General features: G+C 49.1%; 27 protein-coding genes. 23 read left to right on the top strand and 4 right to left on the bottom strand.

Going from position 1 to position 25,315, the window contains the following annotated elements; translation table 11 throughout:
- The first annotated feature begins 94 nt into the window (after positions 1-94).
- The 9 genes from FFM82_RS00240 (at position 95) to FFM82_RS00205 (ending at position 5,850) form a co-directional block, all read left to right on the top strand.
- On the top strand, positions 95-1,177 hold the full coding sequence (locus FFM82_RS00240; RefSeq protein WP_137643860.1) for an Ldh family oxidoreductase: 1,083 nt from the start codon (positions 95-97) through the stop codon (positions 1,175-1,177).
- Positions 1,178-1,245: 68 nt separating this feature from the next.
- A complete protein-coding gene (locus FFM82_RS00235; RefSeq protein ID WP_137643859.1) occupies positions 1,246-1,596 on the top strand; it encodes a DUF2200 domain-containing protein in 351 nt (116 codons plus the stop codon).
- Positions 1,597-1,751: 155 nt separating this feature from the next.
- Positions 1,752-2,084 carry a hypothetical protein gene (locus FFM82_RS00230; protein WP_137643858.1) on the top strand — a complete coding sequence of 111 codons (333 nt, stop codon included), beginning with the start codon at positions 1,752-1,754 and terminating at the stop codon, positions 2,082-2,084.
- A 125-nt stretch (positions 2,085-2,209) separates the two neighbouring features.
- Positions 2,210-2,716 carry a thioredoxin domain-containing protein gene (locus tag FFM82_RS00225; RefSeq protein ID WP_137643857.1) on the top strand — a complete coding sequence of 169 codons (507 nt, stop codon included), beginning with the start codon at positions 2,210-2,212 and terminating at the stop codon, positions 2,714-2,716.
- Between the two features lie 78 nt (positions 2,717-2,794).
- On the top strand, positions 2,795-2,932 hold the full coding sequence (locus FFM82_RS13480) for a type II toxin-antitoxin system Phd/YefM family antitoxin (RefSeq protein WP_170178161.1): 138 nt from the start codon (positions 2,795-2,797) through the stop codon (positions 2,930-2,932).
- 339 nt (positions 2,933-3,271) lie between these two features.
- Complete coding sequence (locus FFM82_RS00220; RefSeq protein ID WP_137643944.1) at positions 3,272-3,931, top strand: GIY-YIG nuclease family protein; 660 nt, start codon at positions 3,272-3,274, stop codon at positions 3,929-3,931.
- A gap of 12 nt (positions 3,932-3,943) precedes the next feature.
- On the top strand, positions 3,944-4,441 hold the full coding sequence (locus tag FFM82_RS00215) for a hypothetical protein (protein ID WP_137643856.1): 498 nt from the start codon (positions 3,944-3,946) through the stop codon (positions 4,439-4,441).
- 384 nt (positions 4,442-4,825) lie between these two features.
- Entirely contained in the window at positions 4,826-5,380 is a 555-nt protein-coding gene (locus FFM82_RS00210; RefSeq protein ID WP_225425555.1) for a hypothetical protein, read from the top strand.
- 218 nt (positions 5,381-5,598) lie between these two features.
- On the top strand, positions 5,599-5,850 hold the full coding sequence (locus FFM82_RS00205; RefSeq protein WP_137643854.1) for a hypothetical protein: 252 nt from the start codon (positions 5,599-5,601) through the stop codon (positions 5,848-5,850).
- A 51-nt stretch (positions 5,851-5,901) separates the two neighbouring features.
- Here FFM82_RS00205 and FFM82_RS00200 read toward each other — a convergent pair whose 3' ends face one another.
- The 3 genes from FFM82_RS00200 to FFM82_RS00190 all read right to left on the bottom strand — a co-directional run bounded on the left by FFM82_RS00200 (position 5,902) and on the right by FFM82_RS00190 (position 7,889).
- On the bottom strand, positions 5,902-6,798 hold the full coding sequence (locus tag FFM82_RS00200) for a peptidylprolyl isomerase PrsA (protein WP_137643853.1): 897 nt from the start codon (positions 6,796-6,798) through the stop codon (positions 5,902-5,904).
- Positions 6,799-7,084: 286 nt separating this feature from the next.
- The gene (locus tag FFM82_RS00195) at positions 7,085-7,426 is read right to left on the bottom strand and encodes a hypothetical protein (protein ID WP_137643852.1); all 342 of its coding nucleotides are present in this window, start codon (positions 7,424-7,426) and stop codon (positions 7,085-7,087) included.
- 16 nt (positions 7,427-7,442) lie between these two features.
- A complete protein-coding gene (locus FFM82_RS00190) occupies positions 7,443-7,889 on the bottom strand; it encodes an HIT family protein (protein WP_137643851.1) in 447 nt (148 codons plus the stop codon).
- Between the two features lie 164 nt (positions 7,890-8,053).
- On the opposite strand from FFM82_RS00190, the gene FFM82_RS00185 reads away from it, so the two are divergent.
- The 6 genes from FFM82_RS00185 to FFM82_RS00160 all read left to right on the top strand — a co-directional run bounded on the left by FFM82_RS00185 (position 8,054) and on the right by FFM82_RS00160 (position 13,809).
- Complete coding sequence (locus FFM82_RS00185; protein WP_137643850.1) at positions 8,054-8,791, top strand: ABC transporter ATP-binding protein; 738 nt, start codon at positions 8,054-8,056, stop codon at positions 8,789-8,791.
- Entirely contained in the window at positions 8,784-10,016 is a 1,233-nt protein-coding gene (locus FFM82_RS00180) for an ABC transporter permease (RefSeq protein WP_137643849.1), read from the top strand. Before FFM82_RS00185 ends, FFM82_RS00180 begins: the two co-directional genes overlap by 8 nt.
- A 112-nt stretch (positions 10,017-10,128) precedes the next feature.
- A complete protein-coding gene (locus FFM82_RS00175; protein ID WP_137643848.1) occupies positions 10,129-10,914 on the top strand; it encodes a phosphotransferase family protein in 786 nt (261 codons plus the stop codon).
- A gap of 81 nt (positions 10,915-10,995) precedes the next feature.
- The gene (gene trmB, locus FFM82_RS00170) at positions 10,996-11,646 is read left to right on the top strand and encodes a tRNA (guanosine(46)-N7)-methyltransferase TrmB (RefSeq protein ID WP_137643847.1); all 651 of its coding nucleotides are present in this window, start codon (positions 10,996-10,998) and stop codon (positions 11,644-11,646) included.
- 209 nt (positions 11,647-11,855) lie between these two features.
- Positions 11,856-12,323, top strand: coding sequence for a PH domain-containing protein (locus FFM82_RS00165; protein WP_137643846.1), 468 nt, complete (start codon positions 11,856-11,858; stop codon positions 12,321-12,323).
- Positions 12,313-13,809, top strand: coding sequence for a PH domain-containing protein (locus FFM82_RS00160; protein ID WP_137643845.1), 1,497 nt, complete (start codon positions 12,313-12,315; stop codon positions 13,807-13,809). The genes FFM82_RS00165 and FFM82_RS00160 overlap by 11 nt, the downstream gene beginning before the upstream one ends.
- A 72-nt stretch (positions 13,810-13,881) precedes the next feature.
- Here FFM82_RS00160 and FFM82_RS00155 read toward each other — a convergent pair whose 3' ends face one another.
- Positions 13,882-14,205, bottom strand: coding sequence for a PepSY domain-containing protein (locus FFM82_RS00155; RefSeq protein ID WP_137643844.1), 324 nt, complete (start codon positions 14,203-14,205; stop codon positions 13,882-13,884).
- A 170-nt stretch (positions 14,206-14,375) separates the two neighbouring features.
- Here FFM82_RS00155 and ytpR point away from each other — a divergent pair, with 170 nt between their 5' ends.
- The 8 genes from ytpR (at position 14,376) to nrdR (ending at position 25,302) form a co-directional block, all read left to right on the top strand.
- Positions 14,376-15,017 (top strand): YtpR family tRNA-binding protein, encoded by a 642-nt coding sequence (gene ytpR, locus FFM82_RS00150; RefSeq protein WP_137643843.1) that lies wholly within the window; start codon positions 14,376-14,378, stop codon positions 15,015-15,017.
- Positions 15,018-15,051: 34 nt separating this feature from the next.
- Positions 15,052-17,895, top strand: coding sequence for a DNA translocase FtsK (locus FFM82_RS00145; protein ID WP_137643842.1), 2,844 nt, complete (start codon positions 15,052-15,054; stop codon positions 17,893-17,895).
- Between the two features lie 63 nt (positions 17,896-17,958).
- Positions 17,959-19,275 (top strand): UDP-N-acetylmuramate--L-alanine ligase, encoded by a 1,317-nt coding sequence (gene murC / locus FFM82_RS00140; RefSeq protein WP_137643841.1) that lies wholly within the window; start codon positions 17,959-17,961, stop codon positions 19,273-19,275.
- A gap of 365 nt (positions 19,276-19,640) precedes the next feature.
- Positions 19,641-20,357 carry a Bax inhibitor-1/YccA family protein gene (locus FFM82_RS00135; RefSeq protein ID WP_137643840.1) on the top strand — a complete coding sequence of 239 codons (717 nt, stop codon included), beginning with the start codon at positions 19,641-19,643 and terminating at the stop codon, positions 20,355-20,357.
- A gap of 295 nt (positions 20,358-20,652) precedes the next feature.
- Entirely contained in the window at positions 20,653-23,307 is a 2,655-nt protein-coding gene (gene polA / locus FFM82_RS00130; RefSeq protein WP_137643839.1) for a DNA polymerase I, read from the top strand.
- A gap of 11 nt (positions 23,308-23,318) precedes the next feature.
- The gene (mutM, locus tag FFM82_RS00125; RefSeq protein WP_137643838.1) at positions 23,319-24,143 is read left to right on the top strand and encodes a bifunctional DNA-formamidopyrimidine glycosylase/DNA-(apurinic or apyrimidinic site) lyase; all 825 of its coding nucleotides are present in this window, start codon (positions 23,319-23,321) and stop codon (positions 24,141-24,143) included.
- Between the two features lie 8 nt (positions 24,144-24,151).
- Positions 24,152-24,748: a dephospho-CoA kinase gene (coaE, locus tag FFM82_RS00120; RefSeq protein ID WP_137643837.1), complete on the top strand. Its 597-nt coding sequence runs from the start codon at positions 24,152-24,154 to the stop codon at positions 24,746-24,748.
- 41 nt (positions 24,749-24,789) lie between these two features.
- Positions 24,790-25,302: a transcriptional regulator NrdR gene (gene nrdR / locus FFM82_RS00115; protein WP_137643836.1), complete on the top strand. Its 513-nt coding sequence runs from the start codon at positions 24,790-24,792 to the stop codon at positions 25,300-25,302.
- Positions 25,303-25,315: the final 13 nt, after the last annotated feature.

Below are 25,315 nucleotides of genomic sequence, written 5' to 3'. Positions count from 1 at the left end.
AATTAAGATTAAAAAGCTATCGGCTAAGTTGACCGCTGAATATTAAGGAATGGTTAGACTGAGTGGGCCGATAGGATTGAGAAGGGGAACGTCAATGCGAATTAGTGCGGAAGCGGAACGTCAATTTTTAGAGGCCGTTTTTAAGGCCCAACAATTTAATGCTCAGGACGGCGCCTTACTAGCCGATACCTTAGTCGATGCCGACCTGCGGGGGATTTCCTCACACGGGATTCAACGGTTAGACTGGTATACCCGGATGATGAAGGACCACGTGTTGGAACCAACTCATCAGCCGGAAGTGGTTAAGGAAACCGCCACGAGCTTATTGGTCGATGCTAATAAGAGTATGGGGCAAATTGCGTCCGGTTTTACGATGAATAAGTTGATTGAAAAGGCTAAGAAGATGGGGCTTGCGATGGCGGTTATCCGCAATTCGAACCACTTCGGGACGGCTGGCTATTACTCACGGATGGCCTGCAAGCACGGTTTGATTGGGATTTCAACGACCAACACCCGTCCGCTGGTTGTACCAACTAACGCGTTAGAAGCGTTCTTGGGTTCAAACGCCTTTGCGTTTACGTTTCCGGCAAAGCCACACCCGTTCGTTTTTGACGGGGCGACCTCGGTCGTTTCCAGTGGGAAAATTCAAGTTTTGGCGAAGAAGGGTGAAAAAATCCCCGGTGACTGGGCGGTCGACGAAAACCGCCACGTGCTCCATGATGCTCAGAAGGTGGAAGATAATTTAGGCACGATTGCCTTTTCCGCCCACCGACCAGGCGGTGGCGTTTTGACGCTCGGTGGTCAGGACGAAGTCAATTCGAACTATAAAGGTTTTGGTAACTCGCTGATCATCGAAATCCTAACCGGGATTTTAGCGCAGGGTTCCTTATCCGCGGACACGAACGTCGGAAAGCACGACTTCAGTCAGTTCTTCATGGTTATCGATCCGTCCGTCTTCGGCGACTTGGACGTCTTGACGGCCAACGTTTCGGACATGTTCGACCGGATTCGCCACTTGAAGCACTTACCAGGCACTAAAATTATGATTCCGGGTGACCGCGAATATAAGCACTACGATGAAAATCTGGTTCAGGGTGTGTCGATCGATGACAAGACCATCGCTGAAATGCAGGCGATTGGCCAAGCCTACGGGGTTCCGGTGCCGGCAGCACTCTAATCAGCGCGTTTTAATCGGCAAATGGTGGTGACCATGCTATCCTTAAGAAAAATAATGGGGGTGGTTCAATGGCAACACCAAAAATTTTTAGCATGCCGTTTGCGACGATTTACGCGGCCTACGTTAATAAAGTGACCCGCAAACACCGCAGTGAAGCTGAGCTGATTCAGGTGATCAGCTGGCTGACCGGGTACCAACCGGCAACGCTACAAGCTCAAATTGACGATGACGTTTCGGTGGCGACGTTCTTTGAACAAATGCCGCAGTTGAACGCTAACGCGCACTTAATTACCGGCAAAGTTTGTGGCGTGCAGGTCGAAACGGTTGCTGATCCATTGATGCGCCAAATTCGGTATTTGGATAAGCTGGTCGACGAGTTAGCGCAGGGACGGCCACTGGCTAAAATATTACGCCAATAGTTAAAAAGTATCGGGATTCTGACGGAATGCCGGTACTTTTTTGCGTTTGAAGGTAAAACTGAACGGGGGTCCATGAAAACGCTTTAAAAAGTTTGTTCAACTGACCACAAATGGGTGTATAATCGTTAGAAATGAATCAAACGGAGGGACTTCTTATGACTCAAGTAACGGTTTGCCAACAGTTTGATCAGGTTATTCAGAATTTACCCGCGCGGGAGCGGTTAGCGTTCAACCGGTTCTGGCAGGCGTTTGTTGATGGGCACCTTGCAGCTTTGATGGACAAGTATGATTGTAGCGACGTTTTCGAGTTGGCGACCCACCACCCCGACGTTTACCGCGCGTGGATTGCCCAGTTCAAAACGCTGCTGTACGAGCACGGGGTTAACGAACACTATGCGGCCCAGTTAACGTACGATCAGGCGGGTAACTTAAAAATTAAGAAACCGCGGCGGACTTTGACGATTCCAGTGACCGCCCAACCAGTTTGAAAAGCGAGTAAACCAGACTTCTGTTACGGAAGGCTGGTTTTTTAGTCTTGGGATGGGTCTTCTTTTGACAGGATAAAATGGGGCTGGCTATACTAGGCGTAAACAAATAGAAAGCAGGCACTCACATGGCGGCATATAATTTTGATTTGCGTGACGCAACGACGCTTAACCTCGGTTCGACAACCGCACCGCATACCTTGATTGCGGTTTTAAATTTAGTTTGTCCCGACACGCGCCGGTGGTGGGAAACCAACTGGCCGGTCATTGATGAAATGGTTGAATTGGGCCGGCTACAAGCCCACCTCAAGTTTTGGAACAAGCCCAAGCCGGCGCTCGAAAACGGCAACTTAGCCCAAGACGCCATCGACTACACGCAACCACAAGCCGCACTTAGTTACGTCCAAGCGGTTTTTGATCACCAGGACGAATTACGTGAATTACCAGCAGAAGCGGTGCCGGGGTTCTTAACTACGAACTTTGACGCGCACTCCCAAGCAGCGGCGAAAAAAGTCGCGGCGGCGGTGGCCAACGATGTGGTGACCAACGGCGTGGCGACGGTGCCCACCTTGATTTTTGATGACCGTAAGTATACCGGCGACAGTTTGCCGTTTGTGCGGCCGGTGCTGGATTAAAATGATGAAGGGACACTGGTTATTGGCGGGGATGCTGATGACTGGTGTTTTTTGCGTTGGCAAGATAGAGGACACAATATGGCAACAATCGTAGTCAATCTCGCAGAGGTATGCAAAAATTTAAAAAGATTAACGGATAATGTCGTTGATTATGGTGACGATTTAGCCATAACTAAGCCGCATCAGCAAAATGTGGTGGTGATATCAGAAAGGTAATATTAATCGTGGTATGAAACACTATATCTGTTAGGAACGGAAAATAATTTGCTACAGATTGATAAGTTTTAATTGGAAACTAAGAGGTATGGTTTGAGGCGTTTATCAGCGAATATTGGGGCGGATGAAAAGCACTAAATGGTATTCTCCTTTGGCTTTTTTTAAAATAGCTAATAAAAGTAATGCTAGTCCGTTTAAACGATGTACGTATTCGCCAAGGTATATCGACTCAATGTTTGAGGCAAATCATACAAAGACGAGTTCTACACAAAACTTTGACACACCCATCCCTTTTTCTTAGCAAATGTTTTTTGATTAATTTGGTGATAAGATAAAGTTATGAAGAATGTTTATGGCTATACTTATAGAATAACTAATCAGATAAACGGAAAAATATATATTGGTAAAAAAGAAAGCCCTGTATTTGTCAAGACCTATTTTGGCAGTGGTAAACTAATCCAGCGCGCAATAAAAAAATATGGTTTGGAAAACTTTACAATCGATGTGTTAGGCTATTATCAGACCTTGGAGGCATTGAATCAAGCTGAAATTGATGCGATTGCAAAGTATCAATCTAATTTTCAGTACGGACACGGTTACAATATTGCCAGTGGGGGTGATGGCGGTGATTTACTCCGTAATGATCCTGTTGGTAAAGCTCGAGTACGAGCTAAAATGCGAATTAATAATGCAGGAATGGGCAATCCGAATTATGGTAACCATACGGCCATCGCCGGCGCCAAAAATCCGATGAAACGTCCTGAAAATCAGGCGAAATTACGTAATTGTAATTCAGGTGTTGGCAATGGAATGTATGGAAAAACTGGGGCTAATTATGGGAAACACATGTCGGTGGCGGCCCGTGAAAAGGATTGCAGGGCTAATAGTGGTAAAAATAATGCAAATTATGGCAAACACATGTCAAATAATGCCAAAAGACATTTATCAAAAGTTTTTACAGGAAGGGTAATGTCTGATCGGGCTAAGCAACGGATGTGACGTCCCCGCCAAATGCCTGAAAGTTGGTATAAAAAAATGCGAGAACGTAGGTATTCATACACCTGCGTTTATTGTGGTCTGATTTTTACTGATGAGTCAAATAGTACCAAATATTGCGCGGATTGTCGCAGAATTGTGGGGTTTCATAAACGAGGTACTGATGTAAAAATGATTGCTGGTTGTAAGACTCGTGTGTATCATAATAGATGTCAGCGTTGCCACCGGATTTTTGAAGCTCGCTCAAACCGTACAAAATATTGTGATGAATGTAAAGCTCTGAATGCTGAAGAAAAAAGACAACAACGAATTTTTGACTTGAAAGTTGCTGATATGCGCTCAGCACAATATGTGCTCGAGCGTGAGCCAACTTACCAAAATATGTGCGCTCGATGTGGTCAGCAGTTTGCTTCTCTTCGTACCCGAAAAGCTTATTGTGACCATTGTTACCCAATAGCGATGGCTAAGAAACGTCAGGATCGAGTAGATTTTCTAACGAAAAAAACAAGTTAACATAACTATCACTAACTCTTGAGGTTCTGTACTAGTTCTTGTCAAGTTGACAGATGAAATGGTATAACTTTTGGACGTGGCTTAAGCGGTCTCATTGCCATATTCTGTTGCGGTGAGGCTGCTTTTATATCGTATGGCAAACATAATTGAATAATCCAACTTGAATCAGACCCGATTACGCTATAATGTTAACAAAGGAGCGTTGATACTTATGGATAGTTATCATTCAAAAATTGGTGACTTTTGGCTAGAGGCAGACGGCATAAGAATCCCCTTCAAGTTAATTGCTAAGCCAAAAGATATACGCTATAAGGGGTATCAGGTTCTCGATAGAAAAGTGTTTAAACCGATTGTGTTCCCAATAATAGAATTGATAAATTAGAATTGAAAACAAATATCAACCTCTCGAGATTTATGCAGAATGATATTATCTCTGATGAATTTGTCTATGGTTACGATGTCGTGGATGAGGACTTTAAAATTACATTTGGTACCGCCGTTTATACGTCTAATTGGGATAGTAAAAGTGCAAGCGACACCGGAAAATTTTGGGAAGATGGTGGTGACTTTAAAGCGCACCAGTTACCATCATACTTGGAAGTCGACGATACCAGTGAGTGTCGGTTTAGTTTTGCGTTTCGAAAGTTTGAAAGTTTGGATGATTTATCCGTGGATTTTGCTTGTGGCTTCAGTCAACCGAAAGATGAAAAATTTGAAGAATATGTAAGCGATTTAGCCTATGATATCATTGATGGGTTATCCGAAAAAGAACGCGGTGAAGTCTTGGCAATGCGGGGGAACGCCTTTTTAGAACATTATAGTTTGGGATTGTGGGTCCGTAATAAGTATGGACTTCACAGTTCAAACTTTGGTTCGGCAGATGATATTTCCACTGAGGTTGTGAATTTGATGTTTGAGTTGTTAGAGGAAGGATCATGATGGTAGCCCGTCATGTGAATGGCAAAGCAATAAAGTAACCGCGTAAATAAATCAAGACCTAAGCATCCAACTTAACGGTGCTTAGGTCTTTTTGATGCCTTTACCGAATATTTACGCAACCGTGGTCGTCGGCCGTGATCAGCGGCGTTAAGCTGGTAACCGTTAGGGCTGATACTAAGCAAAGCGGGGCAGCAAATCCCGCAACGGGGAGGGCAATCATGCCACAAAACGGAGCATTCTTTAGCTGTTTGATTCTAATTGGCGTGCTTTATGGCTTGAGCAAGCGCCATCCGGATGCGCCGGTGATTCCATTTGCACGGCGGTACGGTTGGCTGGTGTCGATGGGGGCGTTGATTTTTTTCTTAACCCAGCTGCACTGGCCGATCGGAATCGTCGGTGAACTTGTGTTACTGGCATTGCTGGTTATTAACGGCCAGATAATTTGGACCTGTTGGCAATCCAGAAAATAAAAAAGGCTGCGAAAAATCAATCAGATTTTTCGCAGCCTTATCGTTTAATGACTAGTTTGAGCTAGTGGTTGATGAAGTTGAAAGGTATTGTGACAAGATGTCTTTCAAGTCGTTATCCTTGATTGACACGTTCCCACCCTTAAGCACTTTGGAAACCACGTTTTGTAGGACGGTTGAGTCGCTCATGTCGTTGTCCCAAATTTGTTGCTTCAAGTCCTTGGTATGATCAGACATCTTACCCTTACCAGGGTTCTTGATCATCCGGATGATTTCGTAACCATTAGTCGTCTTAACGGCTTCGGTCGTGTACTCACCGTTCTTCAAGTTGAAGGCGGCCTTCAAGAACTTCGAGGATTGGGTCGTATCGGTGTTATCGAACGCGGCCATCTTGCCACCCTTGTTCTTAGTGGTCGTATCAGCGGAGTACTTCTTGGCTAACTTGGTGAAGTTAGCTTGGCTGGAGTCCTTCTTCAATTCGGCTAAAACGTCGTCGGCTTTAGACTTCTTCGTCACTAAAATGTGTTGAACCGTGACCTTAGGTTGGTAAGACTTCCATTGCTTCTTTAAAGCCTTGTCAGTAATCTTAACCTTGTCTTTAACGGCTTCTTTAAGTAACAAGTTCGAACGAAGTTGTTCCTTGAAGGCTTTCGCCGTTAAACCATTTTGTGATAAAACGGTTGAGAATTGGCTACCGTAACTGGACTTGTAAGAGTCGTACTGCTTGTTAACGGCCTTTGAAGAAACTTTGGAACCGTAGTCCTTTTCAAGAACCTTGTTCAGGATCATTTGTTGTAATACGGCTTTACCTGAAGAAGTTCCTTTCATACTACTGTAATACTGGCTTTCAGTGATTTTACCACCAGAAGTTGATGCAACTGTCTTGCTACCACAGCCGGCTAACGTAAACGTCATTAAGACGCCGGCAAGGGCAATAAGCCATTTTTTCATACCAAAAACACATCCTATTCTTGAAATCTTCTGCCTCTGCAGACTTACCAGACTACTATACCATAACTATCTGAAGTTCTGCAGGTCGTTGGAAATCTTTACAAAATTTTCAGAGAATTCACAACGCCTTCATAAAGTATAGCTGGTTTGACATCATTTTAGTATTATTTACAAGTCCGTGCGCGGCTTTGACCGCTGAATTCGCTTGCTAGATATTTACATTGTAAAGAGAATGGGGGCAATAACGAACCCCCAACCACCGAAAGCTGATTGGGGGCGTGATTATTTATTGCTTGGGTTGACCGAGGTGATCGAGGGTCGCCTGTAAATGATCGCTGTGCTGCTTTAACAATTTGAGGTGTGGTTCGATTTGAAATTGAAATTTATCGATTTCAGTTTGAATATCGTCGAATACCTCGGCGGCGTGCGCAAACTCTAGCGAAACGTTGTTCGAATTATCACTGAGTGACTCGCGGGCCGACTGCACCTCGTCAGCGGCGTCTAGCACGTCTTGAACGTAGCTCTTAATATCCCGGTACAATGCGGCCGGAGTTTTATGGTTGATCAGCATGTAAGCGCCGGCGCTCAGGCCGATCCCAATCAGACCGTTACGAATGAATTTAGCCATACCGCTTCCTCCTTAGTTACAGCGCCGCCTTAATGGCGTTTTGAAGGCGGGCGTAGTCGGTTTCATCGTACTTCTTAGCGTTATCCTTGAAGATCATCCGGAAGTCGTCCTTGTCACTGTAACGTGGCACTAAGTGGAAATGGGAATGGAAGACCGACTGGTAGGCCACGGCACCGTTGTTATTCACGATGTTCATGCCGATAATGCGGTCGTCGGCCGCCTTAATAGCCCGCGCGATTTCAGGAATCCGGGCGAAGACTAGGCTGGCGAGGTCACGGTCGTAACCGAAAATGTCCGCGACGTGGGTCTTCGGGATCACTAAGGTGTGCCCGGGCGTGCCTTGTGAAATGTCCAGGAAGGCCTTAACGATGTCGTCTTCGTAGACCGTGTAGCTCGGGATATCCCCCTTGATTATTTTGCAAAAAATACAATCGTCATCAAAATTCGGTTCAAAAGCTGTCATTGCAGAACACCTTCTAGTTTAGATTTAGGTCATTAATTACGTTGTGACCATTATACACTAATCACGGTAGCGCAATCAAAAGCAACTGGTAGCGGTTGCGGACCTCTCCGCTAGCCCTATGCTATAATAGACGCACTGAAATGAAACAGAAAGAGGTTAGTCCGATGGTATTAACAATCAGCCACTTAGTTGGTGGCTATTCACAAATTCCGGTACTAAAAGATATTAGTTTTGACGTCCAACCCGGTGAACTGGTTGGCTTGATTGGCTTAAACGGCGCGGGGAAATCAACGACCATTAACCACATTATTGGGTTATTAACGCCGATGAAGGGGACCATCACGCTCAACGACGTGACGCTGGCCCAAGATCCACAGGCGTATAAGGCTCAGATTGCCTACATTCCAGAAACGCCCGTATTATATGAAGAATTAACGTTAAAAGAACATTTAGAAATGACGATTTTAGCCTACGGGTTAGACCACGCAGCGGCCTGGGAACGTGCGACTGAATTATTAAAAACGTTCCGCTTAGCCAATAAATTGGACTGGTTCCCAGCGAACTTTTCCAAGGGGATGAAACAGAAAGTCATGATCGTCTGCGCCTTCATGACCAACGCAAAGTTGTTCATCATTGACGAGCCGTTTTTAGGGCTTGATCCGCTTGCCGTGCACGACTTGTTGCACCTGATTGCCACGGTCAAAAAACGCGGTGCCGCCGTCCTAATGTCGACTCACGTGCTCGATACCGCCGAAAAGGCTTGTGACCGCTTCGTGCTGTTGCATTCCGGTGAAGTCAAGACCCAGGGAACCTTCACTGAAATTAAAGCGAACTATCCGGATGCGGGGGACTCACTAAACGACATTTATCTGAGCTTGACTGGGGTGACCCGCGATGAATGAGCTTTATCAACGGCGCTTGCAACGCCACTTACGGCAAATGCTGAAATACTTACGGCTAGTCTTTAACGACCACTTCGTCATTGCCCTGATGTTCTTTGTCGGTGGCTTGGGGCTGGCTTACTCAAACTGGTTGAAGACGGTTGGTCCGCGCGATACTTGGATTTTATTCGTTATCGGTGCCTTTTTGTGGCTGGGGTTACGGATCGGACGGATCGCGACCCTGATCGAACCGGCCGACCCGGTCTTCTTGTTACCGCGGGAACGGGATTTTCAAGAGTACCTTGGCCACGCGTGGCGTTACAGCTGGTGGCTGGCACAGCTCGTGCAGGTGGCGTTGGTTGTTCTAACAATGCCACTGCTAGTGCTGGTTGACCACTTTTCGGGGCTTGACCTCGTGATGGTGGTTCTAACCCAGGTGTTACTAAAAGATTTCCAACTGACGGTTAGCATGATCAGACTGTACGATACCACCGCGGCGACCCGGCAGTTATTTAAGTCCTCATGGTCGGCGCCTTGGAGTAGTTGGATGACCTGGGTCGTCAGTCTACTAGGCGTTGGGTTGACCCTATTTGCCGGACCGTGGGAGGGGCTCTCAGGTAGCCTAGTTTTGGCAATTGGGTTCCGCTTCTGGTTCCGCTGGTTGCAACCGCGCATTACGGTTGCTTGGCGGGCGGACGTTAAGCTAGAGGCTAACCGGATGCTCGGGATTTACCGTTTCTTTAACCTCTTCACCGACGTGCCGATGGTGCAGGGAACCGTTAAACGCCGCCGGTACTTAGACTGGGTTTACCGCTGGTTGCCCGCTGACCAACGGCACGCGTTCGGGTACCTATTTAGCCGCGGGATGGCCCGTGGCACCGAATTCAGTAACTTAGTTGCCCGCTTGACCGTCATCGGCGCCGTACTGCTCTATTTTAGCGGTCACGGCTGGTTAGCAATGGCCTTAGACGTGCTATTTATTTACTTAATTGGGTTCCAATTGTTGCCGTTTTACAAGCGTTACGATAATATAGTTTTTACGCACATTTATCCGGTGGCGTTAAAACGGCGGTTAGCGAACTTTCAACGGTTACTAACGGTCGTGTTGAGCGTCACGGCAATTATCTTTTTAATTGCCTTCTGGGCAAGCAACGCATCGTTAGTTGAGGTCGGCATTTTGACGTTGATCAACGCGTTTGAAATCTATCTCTTAGTTGCTTTATATGCGAAGGTCAGATTGGCTTAAAACGCCGATACCACAACGTTTAAAAAGGACTTGACGCGAGCCGTTTTGGTCTTTAAAATGTGATTGTTAAGTCAATTATGAACGGTAAATTTATTTGGAAGGAGTGGGGTTGATGGATTTCGAACTTGATGACGGCTGGGACATATATCCGATTTATGGTAATACGAACAAGGCGTTCATGGGCAAAAAAAATCACCAACGGTTGTTCTTAAAACGAAACGCTTCGCCGTTTTTAGCGGCGCTGTCGATGGAAGAAATTACCCCGCGATTGATTTGGACGAAACGCATCTCCAGTGGGGATACGTTGACGGCCCAAGAATGGCTGAATGGTCAAACTTTAACCAAGCAACAAATGCGGCTGCCTGAAGTGGCGCATTTATTGGCACGTGTGCACAATTCCAAGTTGCTTCATCGTATGTTAACCAAGGTTGGCGGCCAGGTCGTCCGCCCGCAAGAATTTATCGGTCAGTATTTACAAGATCTGCCCGATGATTTACGGCGCCACCCGCTGATGGCGAAGACGTTAACGGCCCTAAAAGGGCACCTACCCAAGTTACCAGTGGCTGATTACCGAGTTTGCCACGGTGATTTGAACCATAAGAACTGGCTACTATCTGATCACCGGCAACTTTACTTGGTCGACTGGGATTCCGCGCGCTTTGCGGACCCCGCTTCCGATATTAGTCTGTTATTGTGCGAATACGTACCGCTTAAGGACTGGCAGGGCTGGTTCCAAGCTTATGGCGAAACGATGACGGCCGCCATGCGCACCCGCGTGGTCTGGTACGCCAAGGTTAATTTACTACTTAATATTAAAGACAATTATTATCGTAATCAGTACCACCAAATGAACCATGAGATCATCTTCTTAGAAGAATTGTCACAGTACGAAGTTTAATCGAAAACAGTTACCGAGCGCCGCGAGTCCCCGTCGGAATTCGCGGCCCTTTTATTGAAATCATAAGGAGTTTATACCAATATGCGTGTTAGAAACAAACCGTGGGCGCCAAAACTGATTGCGGCCCATCCCGAATTAATTACGGAAGACCCGACCCAGTTGAAGGGGCAGTGGCAAAGCCGCTTCGAAAAGACGCAGCCGTTACAAATTGAAGTCGGCAGTGGTAAGGGCCAGTTCATTATTGAAATGGCGAAGCGCCACCCCGAAATCAACTACGTGGCAATTGAGATTCAAACGTCGGTGATTGCGGTCATCTTGAAGAAGTTGGTCGCTGAGCCGTTACCGAACTTACAATTAGCGCACGCGGACGGGCAGGCCGTCACCGCGTTTTTCGAACCGCACGAAGTCGACCGGTTATACTTAAACTTCTCGGACCCGTGGCCAAAGTCTCGGCACGAAAAACGGCGCTTGACGTACAAGACCTTCCTGCAAGCGTACCAAGAAGTTTTGAAGCCGAACGGGCAGATTGAATTTAAGACCGATAATCGCGGCCTGTTTGAATTCTCCTTAACCAGCATGAATAACTACGGGCTTCACTTTGAACAGGTCTGGTTGGACTTACACGCGGTCGTCACCCCCGAAGAGAACGTGGAAACCGAGTACGAACAAAAATTCAGTGCGAAGGGCCCGATTTATAAAATTATTGCGACTTTTCCAGCAGCTGAAAAGTAGCGTAATGAGCGACCTGGCAGGAGCTGGGTCGCTTTTTGAGTTGCCAATATTGAAATTTTGATTTTTGGTGGCTAAAATAATGCGTAAATTATAGTGGCGCGGGCGGTTCGGCGTAAGCCGGGCCGTTTTTGTAGTTAAGGGGAAAGCAATCTTTGAGCGTTATTTTACCTATGGTAGACTAAGAGTAAATTAATTTTGGAGTGAAATGAATGCAAACTGAACAGTTACCGTCGCAAATTAAGGCGGTGTGGACCTACTCAGCGCTGATTTCCGGTGGCGTTGGGTTGTTGATCAGCGTCGCGCTATGGTTGACCCACGTTTATTTGAACTGGTGGTTCTGGTTGCCGTTAGCGGCGGTCGGTCTAAGCTTGTTAGACGTCATCGTGGAATTAGCCGTGATTCCTTACCGCTACGCGTTTTCGCGTTACCGGATCACGGAAACAGCGGTCTATGTCCGCACCGGCGTCTTTTTCAAGCACGAGATTGCGGTGCCGATTAACCGGATTCAAAACGTGACCTTGGCGGCCGGTCCGTTGCTGCAATTCAAGCAATTGCGGGAGGTCGCCGTCGATACCGCGGCGACCCGTTATTCGATCAACGGGGTAACCGTCCCGGTCGCGGAACGGTTGCGTGATCAAATCCTACAGCTTGCAAGGGAGGCCCGCGATGACGCATAAACACTTAGCGTGGCCGGCGTTGTTCGTTTTTGTGGCGCGGGCCGTACGCCAGTTGGTTAGTCTGGTGTTAGTGATCCTAGTCTTTTTTAGCTGGCGCAGCCTAACCGGTGAAGCCGCTTTCTGGGGATTCTTGGCAGCGGGGGTCGTGGTGGTTGCAACCATTGTGGCGGCCGTCATTCGCTACGTGCGCTTTACCTACGCCGTTACACCGGCGGGTATCACCATTAACCGGGGACTGTTCGAACGTAAAGTCGTGCACATTCCCTACGCCAAGATTCAGACGGTTCAACGCCAACAGTGGTTTTTCCTACGGCCGTTCGGTTTAGAACGGCTGACCATTGAGACGGCCGGGAAGACCGATGATGAGCCGGAAGGGGAGTTACCGGTCGTACCAGTCACGGTTGGCCAGCAAATTGACCGATATCGGCGGGCGCCAACGAATCCCACGGTTGCGACTGACCAGCCCACTACGACGACGGCGCGACCCGGCGAGCGGCAGTTTCAAATCAACCGCCACGACTTGCGTTTATACGCGCTGACCTCGATGGGCATCGTGCCGATTTTACTGGCCTTTTTCTGGCTGTACGACAAGCTAACCACGATCTTTTCTGATGAAGTCGTTGACGATGCGCTTAAACACCTGAACGTGATTCAAATTGGGTGGCAAATTGCGTTAATGGTGGCAGTGTTAGTCCTAAGCCTGCTAACGTCTTATTTGACGATTATCCAGCGCTATTACCGCTTTACGCTGACGAAGAAGCGCAGCACCCTGACGATGGCGCGCGGCTATTTCCAACGCAGCCGCGTTAGTGTCGATCAGCAGCGGATTCAGGCGGTGCACTTTAAGCAGACGTTGATTCGGCAGTGGGCCCGGCTAGTAACGGCCCAGGTTTTAACCGCGGATCAAGCGGGAAAATCCGAGAGTGACCATAACCTGGTCTTGCTACCGGTTTTACGGCGTTCGGCGATGGTGCCGACCGTGAGTGGTTTTATCGATTGGCTGCCAGACCGGTTACCAACGATTAAGCGGGTGCGATCGGCCGCCCGCTGGTTGTTTATTCGGAACTGCGTCCTAGTTTGGCTGGGTGCGCTCCTGGTGGCCGGCGGCTTTATTTGGTGGCAGTTACCTAAGGGGTTACCGATTTACCTCGCCAGTTGGCTCCTATGGTTGCCGCTAGCCGTAGCGCAGGGGAACTACGCGGCCCGCCAGACGGGGGTGGCGTTAGCAACGCCCGCGGTGGTGTGCGTTCAGCATGGGGCGTGGTTTAGCCGCGAACAGTACCTGATTCCACGACGCTGCGTTCAATCACTAGAAATCAATCAGAGTGTCTGGATGGCACGGCGTGATCTGGTTCACCTGACGCTGGAAGTACGTGCCGGTAATGACAATAAGTCGGTGGAAGCCCGCTTTATTGACAGTAAAACCGCCCGTCAAATCCGGGACTGGTACTTACCGCAAGACGCACCAGAATATCAAACTGCATAAAAAAACGGCCGTGACGTTGGTCACAGCCGTTTTGTCGTTTTCGAACGATAATAGTTGGAACGCGCTTTACGATTAAAGGCGGTAAATATCTAAGATACTGCCCGTATTGGCGTCCGCTAAGAACTCGTATTGAACCAAGGTGCCGTCTTCGTAACGGGTAATCCCGCCATGGTAGACGTCGGTGCGCACCGCGAATTTTTGTAAGGGTGCCTTGGTCATTTCAATCCAAGAACCTTCAATGGGGGCTTCCTTGAGAAAGGCCCGTTTGACCTGGTTCAAAATTTGGTTGGGGGTTGGTCGGCGCAACCGCTTGAGCAGGCCGCCAACGGAAAAGCCCCCGGCGATGCCAGCCATGCCAACTGCCAATAAGCCGCCATATTGTAATTGTTTAGTCATGTTGCGTACTCCTTTCGACCAACTTTTTTTAAAAATTAGCTTTTATTCAAATTTAGTATACCAATGATTGACGACAATACAAAGAAAAGTCATAATTAATCAGTAAGATTTAGGAGAAATACGTTATAATTATATATTGAACGCTTAAAACGAGAGTAAAGGGGTTTCCTATGTTAATTACAAGTTATAATCCAACCGAATTGGGCGATACGTTGATCGCAATTTTACGTCCGGATAGCGCGGATCAGAAGATCGAAACGCACGCCACTGTGACGCGCATCAGTGATGCGGCTAACGACCAGACCCTCGGCTATAATTTCTTTGATGTTTCGAAGACGCTCGGCCAATTGGACGCTAACGGCCAGGTTCACTTGACGCAGGCCCAAGTCGACCAATTAAATGATTTATTAAAAGCCAACGATTTTGAACCGGAACTAGTCCTTGATACGGACCCGAAATTCGTCGTCGGGTACGTTGAGTCGGCGGAAGCCCACCCGAAGTCCGATCACTTGCAAGTGACCAAGACACAGGTCGGCCTCGATAAACCGTTACAAATTGTCAGCGGCTCGCCCAACATGCAAGCCGACATTTTAGTTGTTGTAGCCAAGGTCGGTGCAATGATGCCCGATGGTCTAATTATTTGGCCGGGCGAATTACGGGGCGTCGAAAGCGACGGCATGATCGTTTCTGGCCGTGAACTCCACTTACCGAACGCACCGCAACGGCCGGGTGCCCTGATTTTACCTGAAAATTATCAACCCGTGGGGGCGGCCTTCGATTTTGACCGTGCCCAGACGTTATTTACGGCTTAACCGTACGATCTCAATAAATTTAGGATGATTGAAAATGAACCATTATGATGGCCCGGCTTTTTTCCGGAAGTACCATATTAAAACACCAAAAGTGAATCATTCCGCAGCGGCCAGTCAATCAACTCCTGCACCTTCTGCTGCGGAACGGTCGGCCACGGCGGCCAAGCCAGCGGTTCAGCCGCACGTGACGCCCAGCCCGCAGCCCAAGAAACGGCGCCAACCCGCGCCGGCCAAACCTGAATCGGCGCGCGAACTGTTTAGCGGTGGCACCCACGGGAGTTTTCACCCGTCGCACGTCCCGTCACAGTTGGCGCACCGTCAAGCGATTGGTCCCGCCATTGTTCGTGATACAACTAATTATCTCGAAATCGAAGCGAGTTTGCATAAGCAGCCTGACAGTTACTTGCTATTTGCAAGTGACCTGGATAGCAACGAACCGGTGGTTGATTTACAGGCACCGGTCGTTCGTGCGGACATTAACGCGACGAGTACGGGGGCGGCGGATGAAGTTACTCCCGCTGCGTCAGTAACGAGTGAAGTACCGGCAGTTAATGAAACGTCAGCAACTAGTGAAGCACCAACGGTTAGTGAGACGTCGGCAAACAGCGAAGTACCGGCGGCCAGTGAAGCAGTGGCTAATGAGTCGTCAGCAAGCAGTGGTGGCGCAAGTGCCCAATCTAGCGCGCCAACCGAAGTGTTCGAGCCGACCAAACCGGTCATGGCGCGACCTGCTAGTTCCGACGCCGGCCCAACGATTGTCTTTGAGCCGACCCAGGCGCTACAACCAACTAGTTCGATTGATTCAGCGACTGATCGTCCGGCACCCGTTGCATCAGCTTCACAAGCCAGTGCAGCTGAGTCGGCAGTGGGTGGGGGAGACAGCCAATCAGCTGATTCAACCAGCGCTGCGCCGCAGTCGGCTGCATCAGCCGAAGCGGCTTCAGCAACGAATGCCGAAGCAACTAGTCAACCCGCCCGTCCAAGCCACGGCCTGGGTATTTCACTTGGCGATATTATGACCGCCGAACACGACGCCCAGTCGGACTTGGCATTATTTAAGGATCAACCGGCGTCGGCTGCGGCTGAAAGTGCGGCCGTCACGGACGTACCAGCTAACAGTACGGTCACGTCTGCGCCAACTTCAGACCAGCGTCCAGCGGCCTCCAGCGCTCCCGCAGTTGCGGAAGAGGAGCTTTACCAACCGGTGGGTATGCATCCGAACAGCCACGCGGCGACTGAAACTTCAGCCAGCCAACCAGTTTCGGCAGTAGCTTCTGCTGAACGAGAAACCACCCAGGCGGCGGGCTCAACGGCAGTGGTTGATCAACCAGTTGCACCGCAACCCGCTCCAGCTACGGTGTCGAGTGCCCCAACGAGTCAAGTTAGTGCACCGGCTTCCGAAACACCAATGCATACCGGCGGTTCCGCGGCACCGGTCCTGACCGATAAGGAACTAGCCGCTTACCACTTCCCGCCGATGTCGCTTTTGAAGCCGCCGGTCGTTTTAGACGAATCGGAAATGGACGACTGGATCGAGCAGAAAGAAAACGCGTTGGAAGAAACGCTCGACGCCTTTAAAGTTAACGGTAGTGTTGTTGATTGGACGGTCGGACCGACGATCACCCAATTCCAAGTTAAATTGGATCTTGGGGTCAAAGTCAGCAAGATCACCAACCTCGAAGACGACATTAAGATGGCGCTTGAAGCTAAGCAGCTCCGAATTGAAGCACCAATTCCGGGTCGCAACACGGTCGGGATCGAAATTCCGAACGAAAAGTCGCGCCCGGTCATGTTATCAGAAGTTTTAAACTCGAAGAAATTTAAGGAAAGCCAGTCACCGTTAACGGTTGCGTTAGGGGTCGACTTATTCGGACAACCCCAAGTGACTGATCTGCGGAAGATGCCGCACGGCCTGATTGCCGGTTCGACCGGTTCCGGGAAGTCGGTTTTCATCAATAGTATTCTAGTCTCACTGTTGTACCGGGCAAATCCGCAACAGGTTAAGTTGTTGCTAATTGACCCGAAGGCGGTTGAACTTGCGCCGTACAATAATATTCCGCACTTGCTATCGCCAGTTATTTCCGATCCGAAAGCGGCGTCGGCTGCCTTGAAGTGGGCGGTCGATGAAATGGATAACCGCTACGACCGGCTCGCGGCCGGCGGTGCCCGCAACATCGAGCAGTTTAACCGCTTAGCCGATGAACATAATGAACCAGGACTGAAAATGCCGTACATCGTCATCGTGATCGACGAGTTAGCCGACTTGATGATGGTCGCGTCCAGCGAGTTCCAAGATTACATTGCTCGGATTACCGCCAAGGCACGGGCCGCTGGGATTCATTTACTAGTTGCGACCCAACGGCCAAGCGTTGACGTTGTGACCGGGGTGATCAAGAACAACATCCCGACGCGGGTCGCGTTCATGACGTCAAGTCAAGTTGACTCACGAACCGTCCTAGATACGAGCGGAGCTGAGCAATTATTAGGGCGCGGTGATATGCTGTACTTAGGCAACGGTCAGAGTAACCCGATTCGTCTACAGGGGACCTTTGTGGATTCAGAAATCGACGCCATTACGCAGTTTGTGCGTGACCAGGCGGCCCCTAAGTACGAATTCCAACCGGATAGCCTGTTGAAACACGAAGAGGCGGCTAAAAATGAGGACGATTTGATGCCGGAAGTGTTGGCCTACATTGCCGAAGAAGACACCGTTTCAACCTCGAAGTTGCAACGTAGTTTCTCGATCGGTTATAACCGGGCGGCTAATATTATTGACGACTTGGAACACCGGCACTACGTTTCGGCGGCCAAGGGCTCAAAACCGCGCGACGTCTACTTTACAGCGGATGATTTAACTCAGTTACAAGCCAATTCATAACTACAAATAAGACCGATTCACCGTTTGATTGATGAATTGTGAACATGGGAGATTAAGATAATAATGGATAAAGCAACGGTTTATTATTTTGTTGGGATCAAGGGTTCGGGGATGAGCTCCCTCGCGTTGATTTTGCACGATAAGGGCTTTCAAGTGGAAGGCTCAGACATTGAACAGTACACCTTTACCCAGAAGGGCTTGGCGGCTGCTGGCATCAAAATGTTGCCTTTCTCCGCGGATAATATTCACGAGGGGTTAACGGTGATTGCCGGGAACTCCTTTACGGATGACCACCCAGAAATCAAAAAGGCGCGGGCGATGGGCCTGCCGGTTTACCGGTACCACGAATTTTTGGGTAAGTTGATGGAAGGTTATACCAGTATCGGGGTTGCCGGGACGCACGGTAAGACGTCGACGACCGGGTTACTTTCCCACGTCCTCAGTCACATTGCCCCAACTAGTTACTTAATCGGTGATGGGACTGGGAAGGGGACGCTGGACGCGCGCTTCTTCGTCTTTGAAGCCGATGAATACCGGCGGCACTTTGTGGCTTACCATCCGGATTACGCCATTATGACCAACGTTGATTTTGACCACCCGGATTACTACAAGGATTTGGCGGACGTCCAGTCGGCCTTTGAACAGTTCGGCAGCCAAGTTAAGAAGGGCATCTTCGCTTGGGGTGACGACGAGAGCTTACGTCACTTGGACGTGAAGACGCCGATTTACTATTACGGGACTAAGGATCGTGACGATTTCCAAGCGGTCAACGTGCAACGGACGACCCGTGGTTCTTCATTCGAGGTCAAGTACCACGACGAATCACTCGGGACTTTCGAAATTCCGCTGTTTGGGGAACACAACGTCTTAAACAGTACGGCCGTTATCGCCGTGGCCTACTTTGAAAAGGTCAACTTGGATGAAATCCGGCGTGAACTGCTGAACTTTAGTGGCGTTAAGCGCCGTTTCTCTGAACACCAGGTTGGTCACGGGATGATGTTGATTGACGACTACGCCCACCATCCGTCCGAAATTAAGGCGACCTTAGACGCTGCCCGGCAAAAGTATCCGGACAAGCAGATTCTGGCCGTCTTCCAACCACACACTTATTCACGGACTAAGGCCTTAATGGACGGTTTTGCCAAGAGTTTGAGTATGGCCGACCACGTCTTCTTGACCAACATCTTTAGTTCGGCCCGCGAAAAGTCTGGCGACGTGTCGTCCAAGGACCTCGCGGCGAAGTTGCCAAACGGTGGTGAAATCATTACGATGGACGACATGACCGCACTTGAAGCTTACCACGACGCCGTGGTGGTCTTTATGGGTGCCGGCGATATTCAGAAGTATGAAAAGCGCTATGAAGAACAAATGAAGGATTAGCCTTCACAAATATCAAGTACCATACTGAGTTAATCGGTGTGTGTACAGTTAACAGCTGGCCAACCGCCAGCTGTTTTTATCTTTTCAGTTCGCAACTAGCAGGCAAACCATAAGAAAATCTTATCTTATTCTCACGTACAAACTGTTTTACCTTCCCTGACTAATCTGCTAAACTAGATAGCAAGAAAGTTGAGGTGACACGTTGAGATGCACGGATGGTTGCGCTTAATTGAAAAATTGCCCTAACGGGAGCGGGATGGTTGCTAGTTAGTCGCCGTTCCACGCGCGGTCCGCGACCGCTCAACGGGTTCTTAACTCGGACTCAGTTATTTAATAGTTAAATTTTAGGTGAAAGAGGGAGACGTATGAATAATTTCCAGAATGATCCACAACCACGGACGATCAATACCCAAGTTGGGCTGCGGTCGTTCTTATCCAAGATGTACGGGTTCATGGCGTTAGCCGTACTGGTTTCGGCCGCTACGGCTTACGTATCAATGACCGTTTTTGCGGCGCAAATTCAAGCCGCGTTTGGTGCACACCCAATCTGGGCGTTGTTGATTTTTATCATTAGCATGTTCGTGATGATCGGGGGCATCCAACGCAACGCCACGCGCAACCCGGCGATGAGCTTTACCTTGTTAATGCTGTTTGCCGTGATTTTCGGGGTTGAAATGTCAATTACCCTGAGCCTGTACACCCAAGCAACCTTAGGTGGGGCCTTCGTTGCCGCCGCGGCCGTTTTCGGAACGATGGCGGTCATTGGGAATACGACTAAGCGCGATATTTCCAGCCTGGGTACCCACTTGTTCGCTGCTTTGATCGGGTTATTAGTTGCGCAAATCGTCAACATGTTCTTAGGTAGCGCCATGATTACCTACATCTTTTCCTACATTGGGGTGGTTATCTTTGCCGGCTTATCCATGTGGGACAGCAATAACATGCGCCGGATGTACTTGCAGTACGGTGACCAGGTTTCTTCGACCGGGTTAGCCGTTACCGGGGCCTTGCAACTTTACCTGGACTTCGTGAACTTGTTCTTGTATTTCGTGCAAATCTTTGCAGGTTCAAGTCGCGACTAAGCAAATTGAATGACGTTATTTTGACGATCAGCTTTCACGGGCTGGTCGTTTTTTTGCGGGGCAATGGCGAGCTTGCGCCACTGAAAACGGCTAGTGGGAGGATCCGGTACTAACCGGTAAAAGTTGCTCGTGAAGTCGGGGGCGGGGCTCCCGTTTTCACGGATAGTTTGGTACAATTAAGTATGTATGATGGCTGACTGCGCCCGGTTTTCAAGCGAGTAGCAGCCACCCAAAAAAAGTAAGCGAACCAGTAAATCAAACTAACGCGATAACAGAAAGACGGGGAGCAATTCACATGGCAAAAAAACTTTTATTGATCGATGGTAACAGCGTGGCGTTTCGGGCGTTCTTTGCGTTGCATAATCAGCTAGAGCGGTTTACGAATGCGGACGGCCTGCACACTAACGCCATCTACGGGTTCAACACGATGCTGGACCGGATGATCAAAGCCGTTGAGCCGACCGATATGTTGGTGGCGTTTGACGCCGGTAAAACGACGTTTCGAACTAAAATGTTTGATGATTACAAGGGTGGTCGCGCGAAGACCCCCGGTGAATTTTCTGAACAAATGCCTTACATTAAAAAGTTATTGGACGCTTACGGCATTCAACATTACGAATTAAAGGATTACGAGGCCGATGATATTATCGGGACGTTAGCGGGTCAGGCCGACGCGGCCGGTTACACGACCACCGTGGTGACTGGGGATCGGGATTTGACCCAGTTAACGACCGACCAGACGACCGTTGCGGTGACGGTTAAAGGGGTGACCGAGGTTGAACGCTATACCCCGGAACACGTCCAGGAAAAGTTGGGACTAACGCCGACCCAAATTATCGACATGAAGGGACTGACCGGTGATACTTCGGATAATTATCCGGGGGTCACTAAGGTTGGTGAAAAGACCGCCATTAAGTTGTTAAAGGCCTACGGTTCGATTGAGGGTGTCTACGAGAACGTCGACGGCATGAAAAAGAGCAAGATGAAGGAACACCTGATTGAGGATCACGACTTGGCGACGCGCGCAAAGGTCTTAGCGACAATCAAACGCGATGCGCCGTTGACGGTCGGGTTAGCAGATTTGAACTACTCTGGTCCGGACGTTGACCAATTAACCGATTTTTACACCGAAATGGGCTTTCAGTCGTTTTTAAAAAAACTGCACGTGGCGACTGATGAACCGGCTAAACCAATTGATTACACCGTTTTAACCCGTGATAATTTGACCCAGTTAGATCAGTTTAAGGATGGCAAGCAGTTAGACTTTTATTTAGAAATGCCAACACCAAATTACCACACCTCGGCGTTTGCCGGCTTTGCAATCGGTGCGGACGGTCAGTGGTTCATTAGCAGGGACGTCGAATTGTTGCTGGCTGAAAACGTCCAGGCGCTTTTAAGTAGTCAAACGGTAAAAAAAGATGTGTTTGACATGAAGCGGACGATGGTCGGGTTGAACCGACTCGGAATCAAGCTGGGGGCGGTCGACTTCGACTTGCTACTAGTGTCGTACTTGCTGGATACCAACGATAATAGTAATGATCTCGGTAGTTTGGCCGAACAACACGATTACACCGAACTTCAAAGCGACGAAACCGTTTACGGTAAGGGGGTCAAACGGGCGATTCCGGATGACGACCAGGTCTTCTTTAGCCATTTAGCCCATAAATTGGCGGCAATTGCCGCCCTGAAGCCGAAACTCTTGAAAGAATTGACCGAAAACGAAATGGCCGGCCTCTACGACGACATTGAAAAGCCGATGGCGACCGTTCTCGCTCAGATGGAAATGGCCGGGGTCTCCGTTGACAGCGGGACGCTGAAAGCAATGGGCAGTCAGTTTAAGGAACGACTGAGTGAAATCGAACAGACGATTTACCAGGAAGCCGGTGAAGAATTTAATATTAATTCACCAAAGCAACTCGGTCACATTTTGTTTGAAGAAATGAAGTTGCCGGTTATTAAGAAGACCAAGACCGGTTATTCCACGGCGGTCGACGTGCTCGAAAAGTTAGCGCCGCAAGCGCCAATCGTCGCCAATATTTTGCAGTACCGTCAAATTTCCAAAATCAATTCGACTTACGTGGAAGGCCTACTGGAGGCCATTCATTCGTCCGACCAGAAAGTGCATACCCGCTACTTACAGACTTTGACGCAAACTGGCCGGCTGTCTTCCGTTGACCCGAACTTACAAAACATTCCGGTCCGCTTGGAAGAAGGGCGTAAAATTCGTCAGGCTTTCGTGCCGAGTCACGCGGGTTGGCAGATTTTCTCGTCCGACTACTCGCAGATTGAATTACGGGTGCTGGCGCACATTACCGGTGACCATAATTTGCAGCAGGCCTTCAAGGACGGTGAGGATATTCACGCGGCCACGGCCATGCGCATCTTCAACTTACCGTCAGCCGCGGACGTGACTCCGAATATTCGGCGTCAAGCTAAGGCGGTCAACTTCGGGATCGTCTACGGAATCAGTGATTACGGGTTGTCGCAAAATATCGGCATTACCCGGAAACAGGCTAAGAGCTTTATTGACGCTTATTTCCGTGAATATCCCGGCGTGAAGACTTACATGGAAAATATTGTGAAGACGGCGCGCGAGCAGGGCTACGTTGAAACGATTGCCCACCGGCGGCGCTACTTACCAGATATCAAAGCGAAGGGCTTTAACCAGCGCTCGTTTGCGGAACGGACCGCGATGAACACCCCAATTCAAGGGAGTGCGGCCGATATTATCAAGATTGCGATGATCAAAATGCAGGACCGTTTAAAGGCGGAGGGCTTAAAGGCCACGATGTTGTTACAGGTCCACGATGAATTGATCTTTGAAGCACCGAAGGAAGAAATTCCGGTGTTAGAAAAGTTAGTGCCAAGCGTGATGGATTCAGCGGTTAAGCTGGATGTGCCGCTGAAAGTCGAAAGTCACTTTGGCGATACTTGGTACGATGCAAAGTAGGGGGAACCAGAATGCCTGAATTACCAGAAGTTGAAACGGTCCGCCGCGGGCTTAACCGGCTCGTTAAGGGTGCGACGATTGCAAGCATTGACGTTTATTGGCCAAAAATTATTAATAACGATATCGATAGTTTTAAGCAACGGTTGGCAAACCAAACGATTGAAAAAATCGACCGGCGGGGGAAGTACCTGCTGTTCCGGTTCGGTAACGGCCTGACGATGGTTTCGCACTTACGGATGGAAGGTAAGTATAACGTGGTGCCGCGTGGTCAGGAGCAGACTAAGCACACCCACGTCGTCTTTCACCTTACTGACGACCGCGACTTGCTCTATAACGATACCCGGAAATTTGGGCGGATGACGTTGGTACCAACTGGTGAGGAAAATACGGTCGGCGGGTTGAAAACGATGGGACCGGAGCCGGTTGCTGATCAGCTGACGACCGCCTACATGACGGAAATCTTCGGTAAGTCGAAGAAGATGATCAAACCGTTGCTGTTAGATCAAAGTAAAATTGCCGGTATCGGCAATATTTATGCGGACGAAACCTTATGGATGAGTAAGATTCACCCGATGCGTCCGGCTAACTCGCTGACTGAAGATGAAATTGAGACGTTACGGCAGAACATTATTGATGAAATGGCGATGGCCATTAAGGGGCACGGGACGACCGTTCACTCATTCTCAACTGCTTTTGGTGAAGCCGGTCAGTTTCAAAATCATTTGCACGTTTATGGTCGTGAGGGTGAACCTTGCGAACGGTGCGGCACCATCATCGAAAAGATTAAGGTTGCTCAGCGTGGGACCCATTTTTGTCCCCACGAACAACAATTATAGGTGATCAAATGACAAAAATTGTTGGGTTGACTGGCGGCATCGCCAGTGGAAAGTCAACGGTGTCGGCAATGATGGCGGCGGCCGGGTTGCCCGTCGTTGATGCGGATAAGATTGCCTGGCAGGTCGAAGGCCTGGGGCAGCCAACGACGGCGAAAATTGCCCGGTACTTTGGGCCGCAAGCCTTACTTGCCGATGGTTCGCTAAACCGCGCCTGGTTAGGCAAGCACGTGTTTGACGATCAACAGGCGCTCGCGGCGTTAACGGCAATGACTAGTTTGCCAATCCAGTACGCGATGTTTGAAGCAATTGTTGCGGCGGGCAAGGCCCACCCGGCAGCGGTTATTTTAGACGTGCCGTTGCTCTTTGAAAGCGGCTGGCCAAACGTTTGTGATCAGGTGGTCGTCGTGACCGCGCCGCACGCCGTGATTTTGCAGCGGTTAATGGCGCGTAACGGCTTGAACGAAGCCGATGCGTTGGCCCGGATGGCTAGCCAGATACCGTTGGCGGACAAGGTCCGCCAAGCGGACGTCGTCATTGACAACGGCGCGGATATTGAAAAAACTAGAAGTGCCGTGTTAAAATGGCTAAAAACTATTAATTGTTAAATTAAAACTTATCGTTACTAGCAAATTGAGGTGAGAAGTCTATGCAATGTCCACACTGTCATCATAACGGGTCGCGGGTCGTCGATAGTCGGCCGACCGACGACGGTCGCGTGATTCGGCGGCGCCGTGAATGTGAAAACTGTGGCTTTCGATTTACCACGTTCGAACGGGTCGAAGCCACCCCGTTATTAGTGATCAAGAAAAATGGTGCGCGTGAAGAATTTAACCGTGAAAAAGTTTTGCGGGGCATTATTCGTTCCGCGGAAAAGCGTCCGGTTAGCATGGAAACCATGACGGGAATCGTCGACGACGTGGAAAATAAGGTTCGTGCGCTTGGCGAAAACGAAATTTCCAGTCAGGTTATCGGTGAATACGTCATGGAAAAATTAGCGGATATCGATGAAATTTCTTATATTCGTTTCGCCAGTGTTTACCGGCAATTTAAGGACATGCACGTCTTCTTAAATGAACTCCAAGATATGATGGCGCGTGACAAGGTCAAGCTGGCAAAGTCGGCGAAGGACGGTCACGCCCCTAAACCAAAAAAAGATTAAAGAATGGTGTAGG

It is taken from the genome of Lactiplantibacillus plajomi (assembly GCF_005405405.1).
Taxonomy (GTDB): Bacteria; Bacillota; Bacilli; order Lactobacillales; family Lactobacillaceae; genus Lactiplantibacillus; species Lactiplantibacillus plajomi.
The sequence above is the reverse complement of the archived record's forward strand: the minus strand, read 5'-3'. Positions and strand labels throughout refer to the sequence as shown.

Bases quoted from the DNA above. Each gene is read 5' to 3' on its own strand.
- FFM82_RS00235 (WP_137643859.1), top strand. From the start codon at position 1,246: ATGGCAACACCAAAAATTTTTAGCATGCCGTTTGCGACGATTTACGCG.
- FFM82_RS00195 (WP_137643852.1), bottom strand. From the start codon at position 7,426: ATGGCTAAATTCATTCGTAACGGTCTGATTGGGATCGGCCTGAGCGCC.
- FFM82_RS00230 (WP_137643858.1), top strand. From the start codon at position 1,752: ATGACTCAAGTAACGGTTTGCCAACAGTTTGATCAGGTTATTCAGAAT.
- FFM82_RS00220 (WP_137643944.1), top strand. From the start codon at position 3,272: ATGAAGAATGTTTATGGCTATACTTATAGAATAACTAATCAGATAAAC.
- FFM82_RS13480 (WP_170178161.1), top strand. From the start codon at position 2,795: ATGGCAACAATCGTAGTCAATCTCGCAGAGGTATGCAAAAATTTAAAA.
- FFM82_RS00135 (WP_137643840.1), top strand. From the start codon at position 19,641: ATGAATAATTTCCAGAATGATCCACAACCACGGACGATCAATACCCAA.
- coaE (WP_137643837.1), top strand. From the start codon at position 24,152: ATGACAAAAATTGTTGGGTTGACTGGCGGCATCGCCAGTGGAAAGTCA.
- FFM82_RS00205 (WP_137643854.1), top strand. From the start codon at position 5,599: ATGCCACAAAACGGAGCATTCTTTAGCTGTTTGATTCTAATTGGCGTG.
- polA (WP_137643839.1), top strand. From the start codon at position 20,653: ATGGCAAAAAAACTTTTATTGATCGATGGTAACAGCGTGGCGTTTCGG.
- nrdR (WP_137643836.1), top strand. From the start codon at position 24,790: ATGCAATGTCCACACTGTCATCATAACGGGTCGCGGGTCGTCGATAGT.
- FFM82_RS00215 (WP_137643856.1), top strand. From the start codon at position 3,944: ATGCCTGAAAGTTGGTATAAAAAAATGCGAGAACGTAGGTATTCATAC.
- FFM82_RS00175 (WP_137643848.1), top strand. From the start codon at position 10,129: ATGGATTTCGAACTTGATGACGGCTGGGACATATATCCGATTTATGGT.
- murC (WP_137643841.1), top strand. From the start codon at position 17,959: ATGGATAAAGCAACGGTTTATTATTTTGTTGGGATCAAGGGTTCGGGG.
- FFM82_RS00180 (WP_137643849.1), top strand. From the start codon at position 8,784: ATGAATGAGCTTTATCAACGGCGCTTGCAACGCCACTTACGGCAAATG.
- FFM82_RS00145 (WP_137643842.1), top strand. From the start codon at position 15,052: ATGAACCATTATGATGGCCCGGCTTTTTTCCGGAAGTACCATATTAAA.
- FFM82_RS00240 (WP_137643860.1), top strand. From the start codon at position 95: ATGCGAATTAGTGCGGAAGCGGAACGTCAATTTTTAGAGGCCGTTTTT.
- FFM82_RS00185 (WP_137643850.1), top strand. From the start codon at position 8,054: ATGGTATTAACAATCAGCCACTTAGTTGGTGGCTATTCACAAATTCCG.
- ytpR (WP_137643843.1), top strand. From the start codon at position 14,376: ATGTTAATTACAAGTTATAATCCAACCGAATTGGGCGATACGTTGATC.
- FFM82_RS00225 (WP_137643857.1), top strand. From the start codon at position 2,210: ATGGCGGCATATAATTTTGATTTGCGTGACGCAACGACGCTTAACCTC.
- FFM82_RS00190 (WP_137643851.1), bottom strand. From the start codon at position 7,889: ATGACAGCTTTTGAACCGAATTTTGATGACGATTGTATTTTTTGCAAA.
- FFM82_RS00200 (WP_137643853.1), bottom strand. From the start codon at position 6,798: ATGAAAAAATGGCTTATTGCCCTTGCCGGCGTCTTAATGACGTTTACG.
- trmB (WP_137643847.1), top strand. From the start codon at position 10,996: ATGCGTGTTAGAAACAAACCGTGGGCGCCAAAACTGATTGCGGCCCAT.
- FFM82_RS00160 (WP_137643845.1), top strand. From the start codon at position 12,313: ATGACGCATAAACACTTAGCGTGGCCGGCGTTGTTCGTTTTTGTGGCG.
- mutM (WP_137643838.1), top strand. From the start codon at position 23,319: ATGCCTGAATTACCAGAAGTTGAAACGGTCCGCCGCGGGCTTAACCGG.
- FFM82_RS00165 (WP_137643846.1), top strand. From the start codon at position 11,856: ATGCAAACTGAACAGTTACCGTCGCAAATTAAGGCGGTGTGGACCTAC.
- FFM82_RS00155 (WP_137643844.1), bottom strand. From the start codon at position 14,205: ATGACTAAACAATTACAATATGGCGGCTTATTGGCAGTTGGCATGGCT.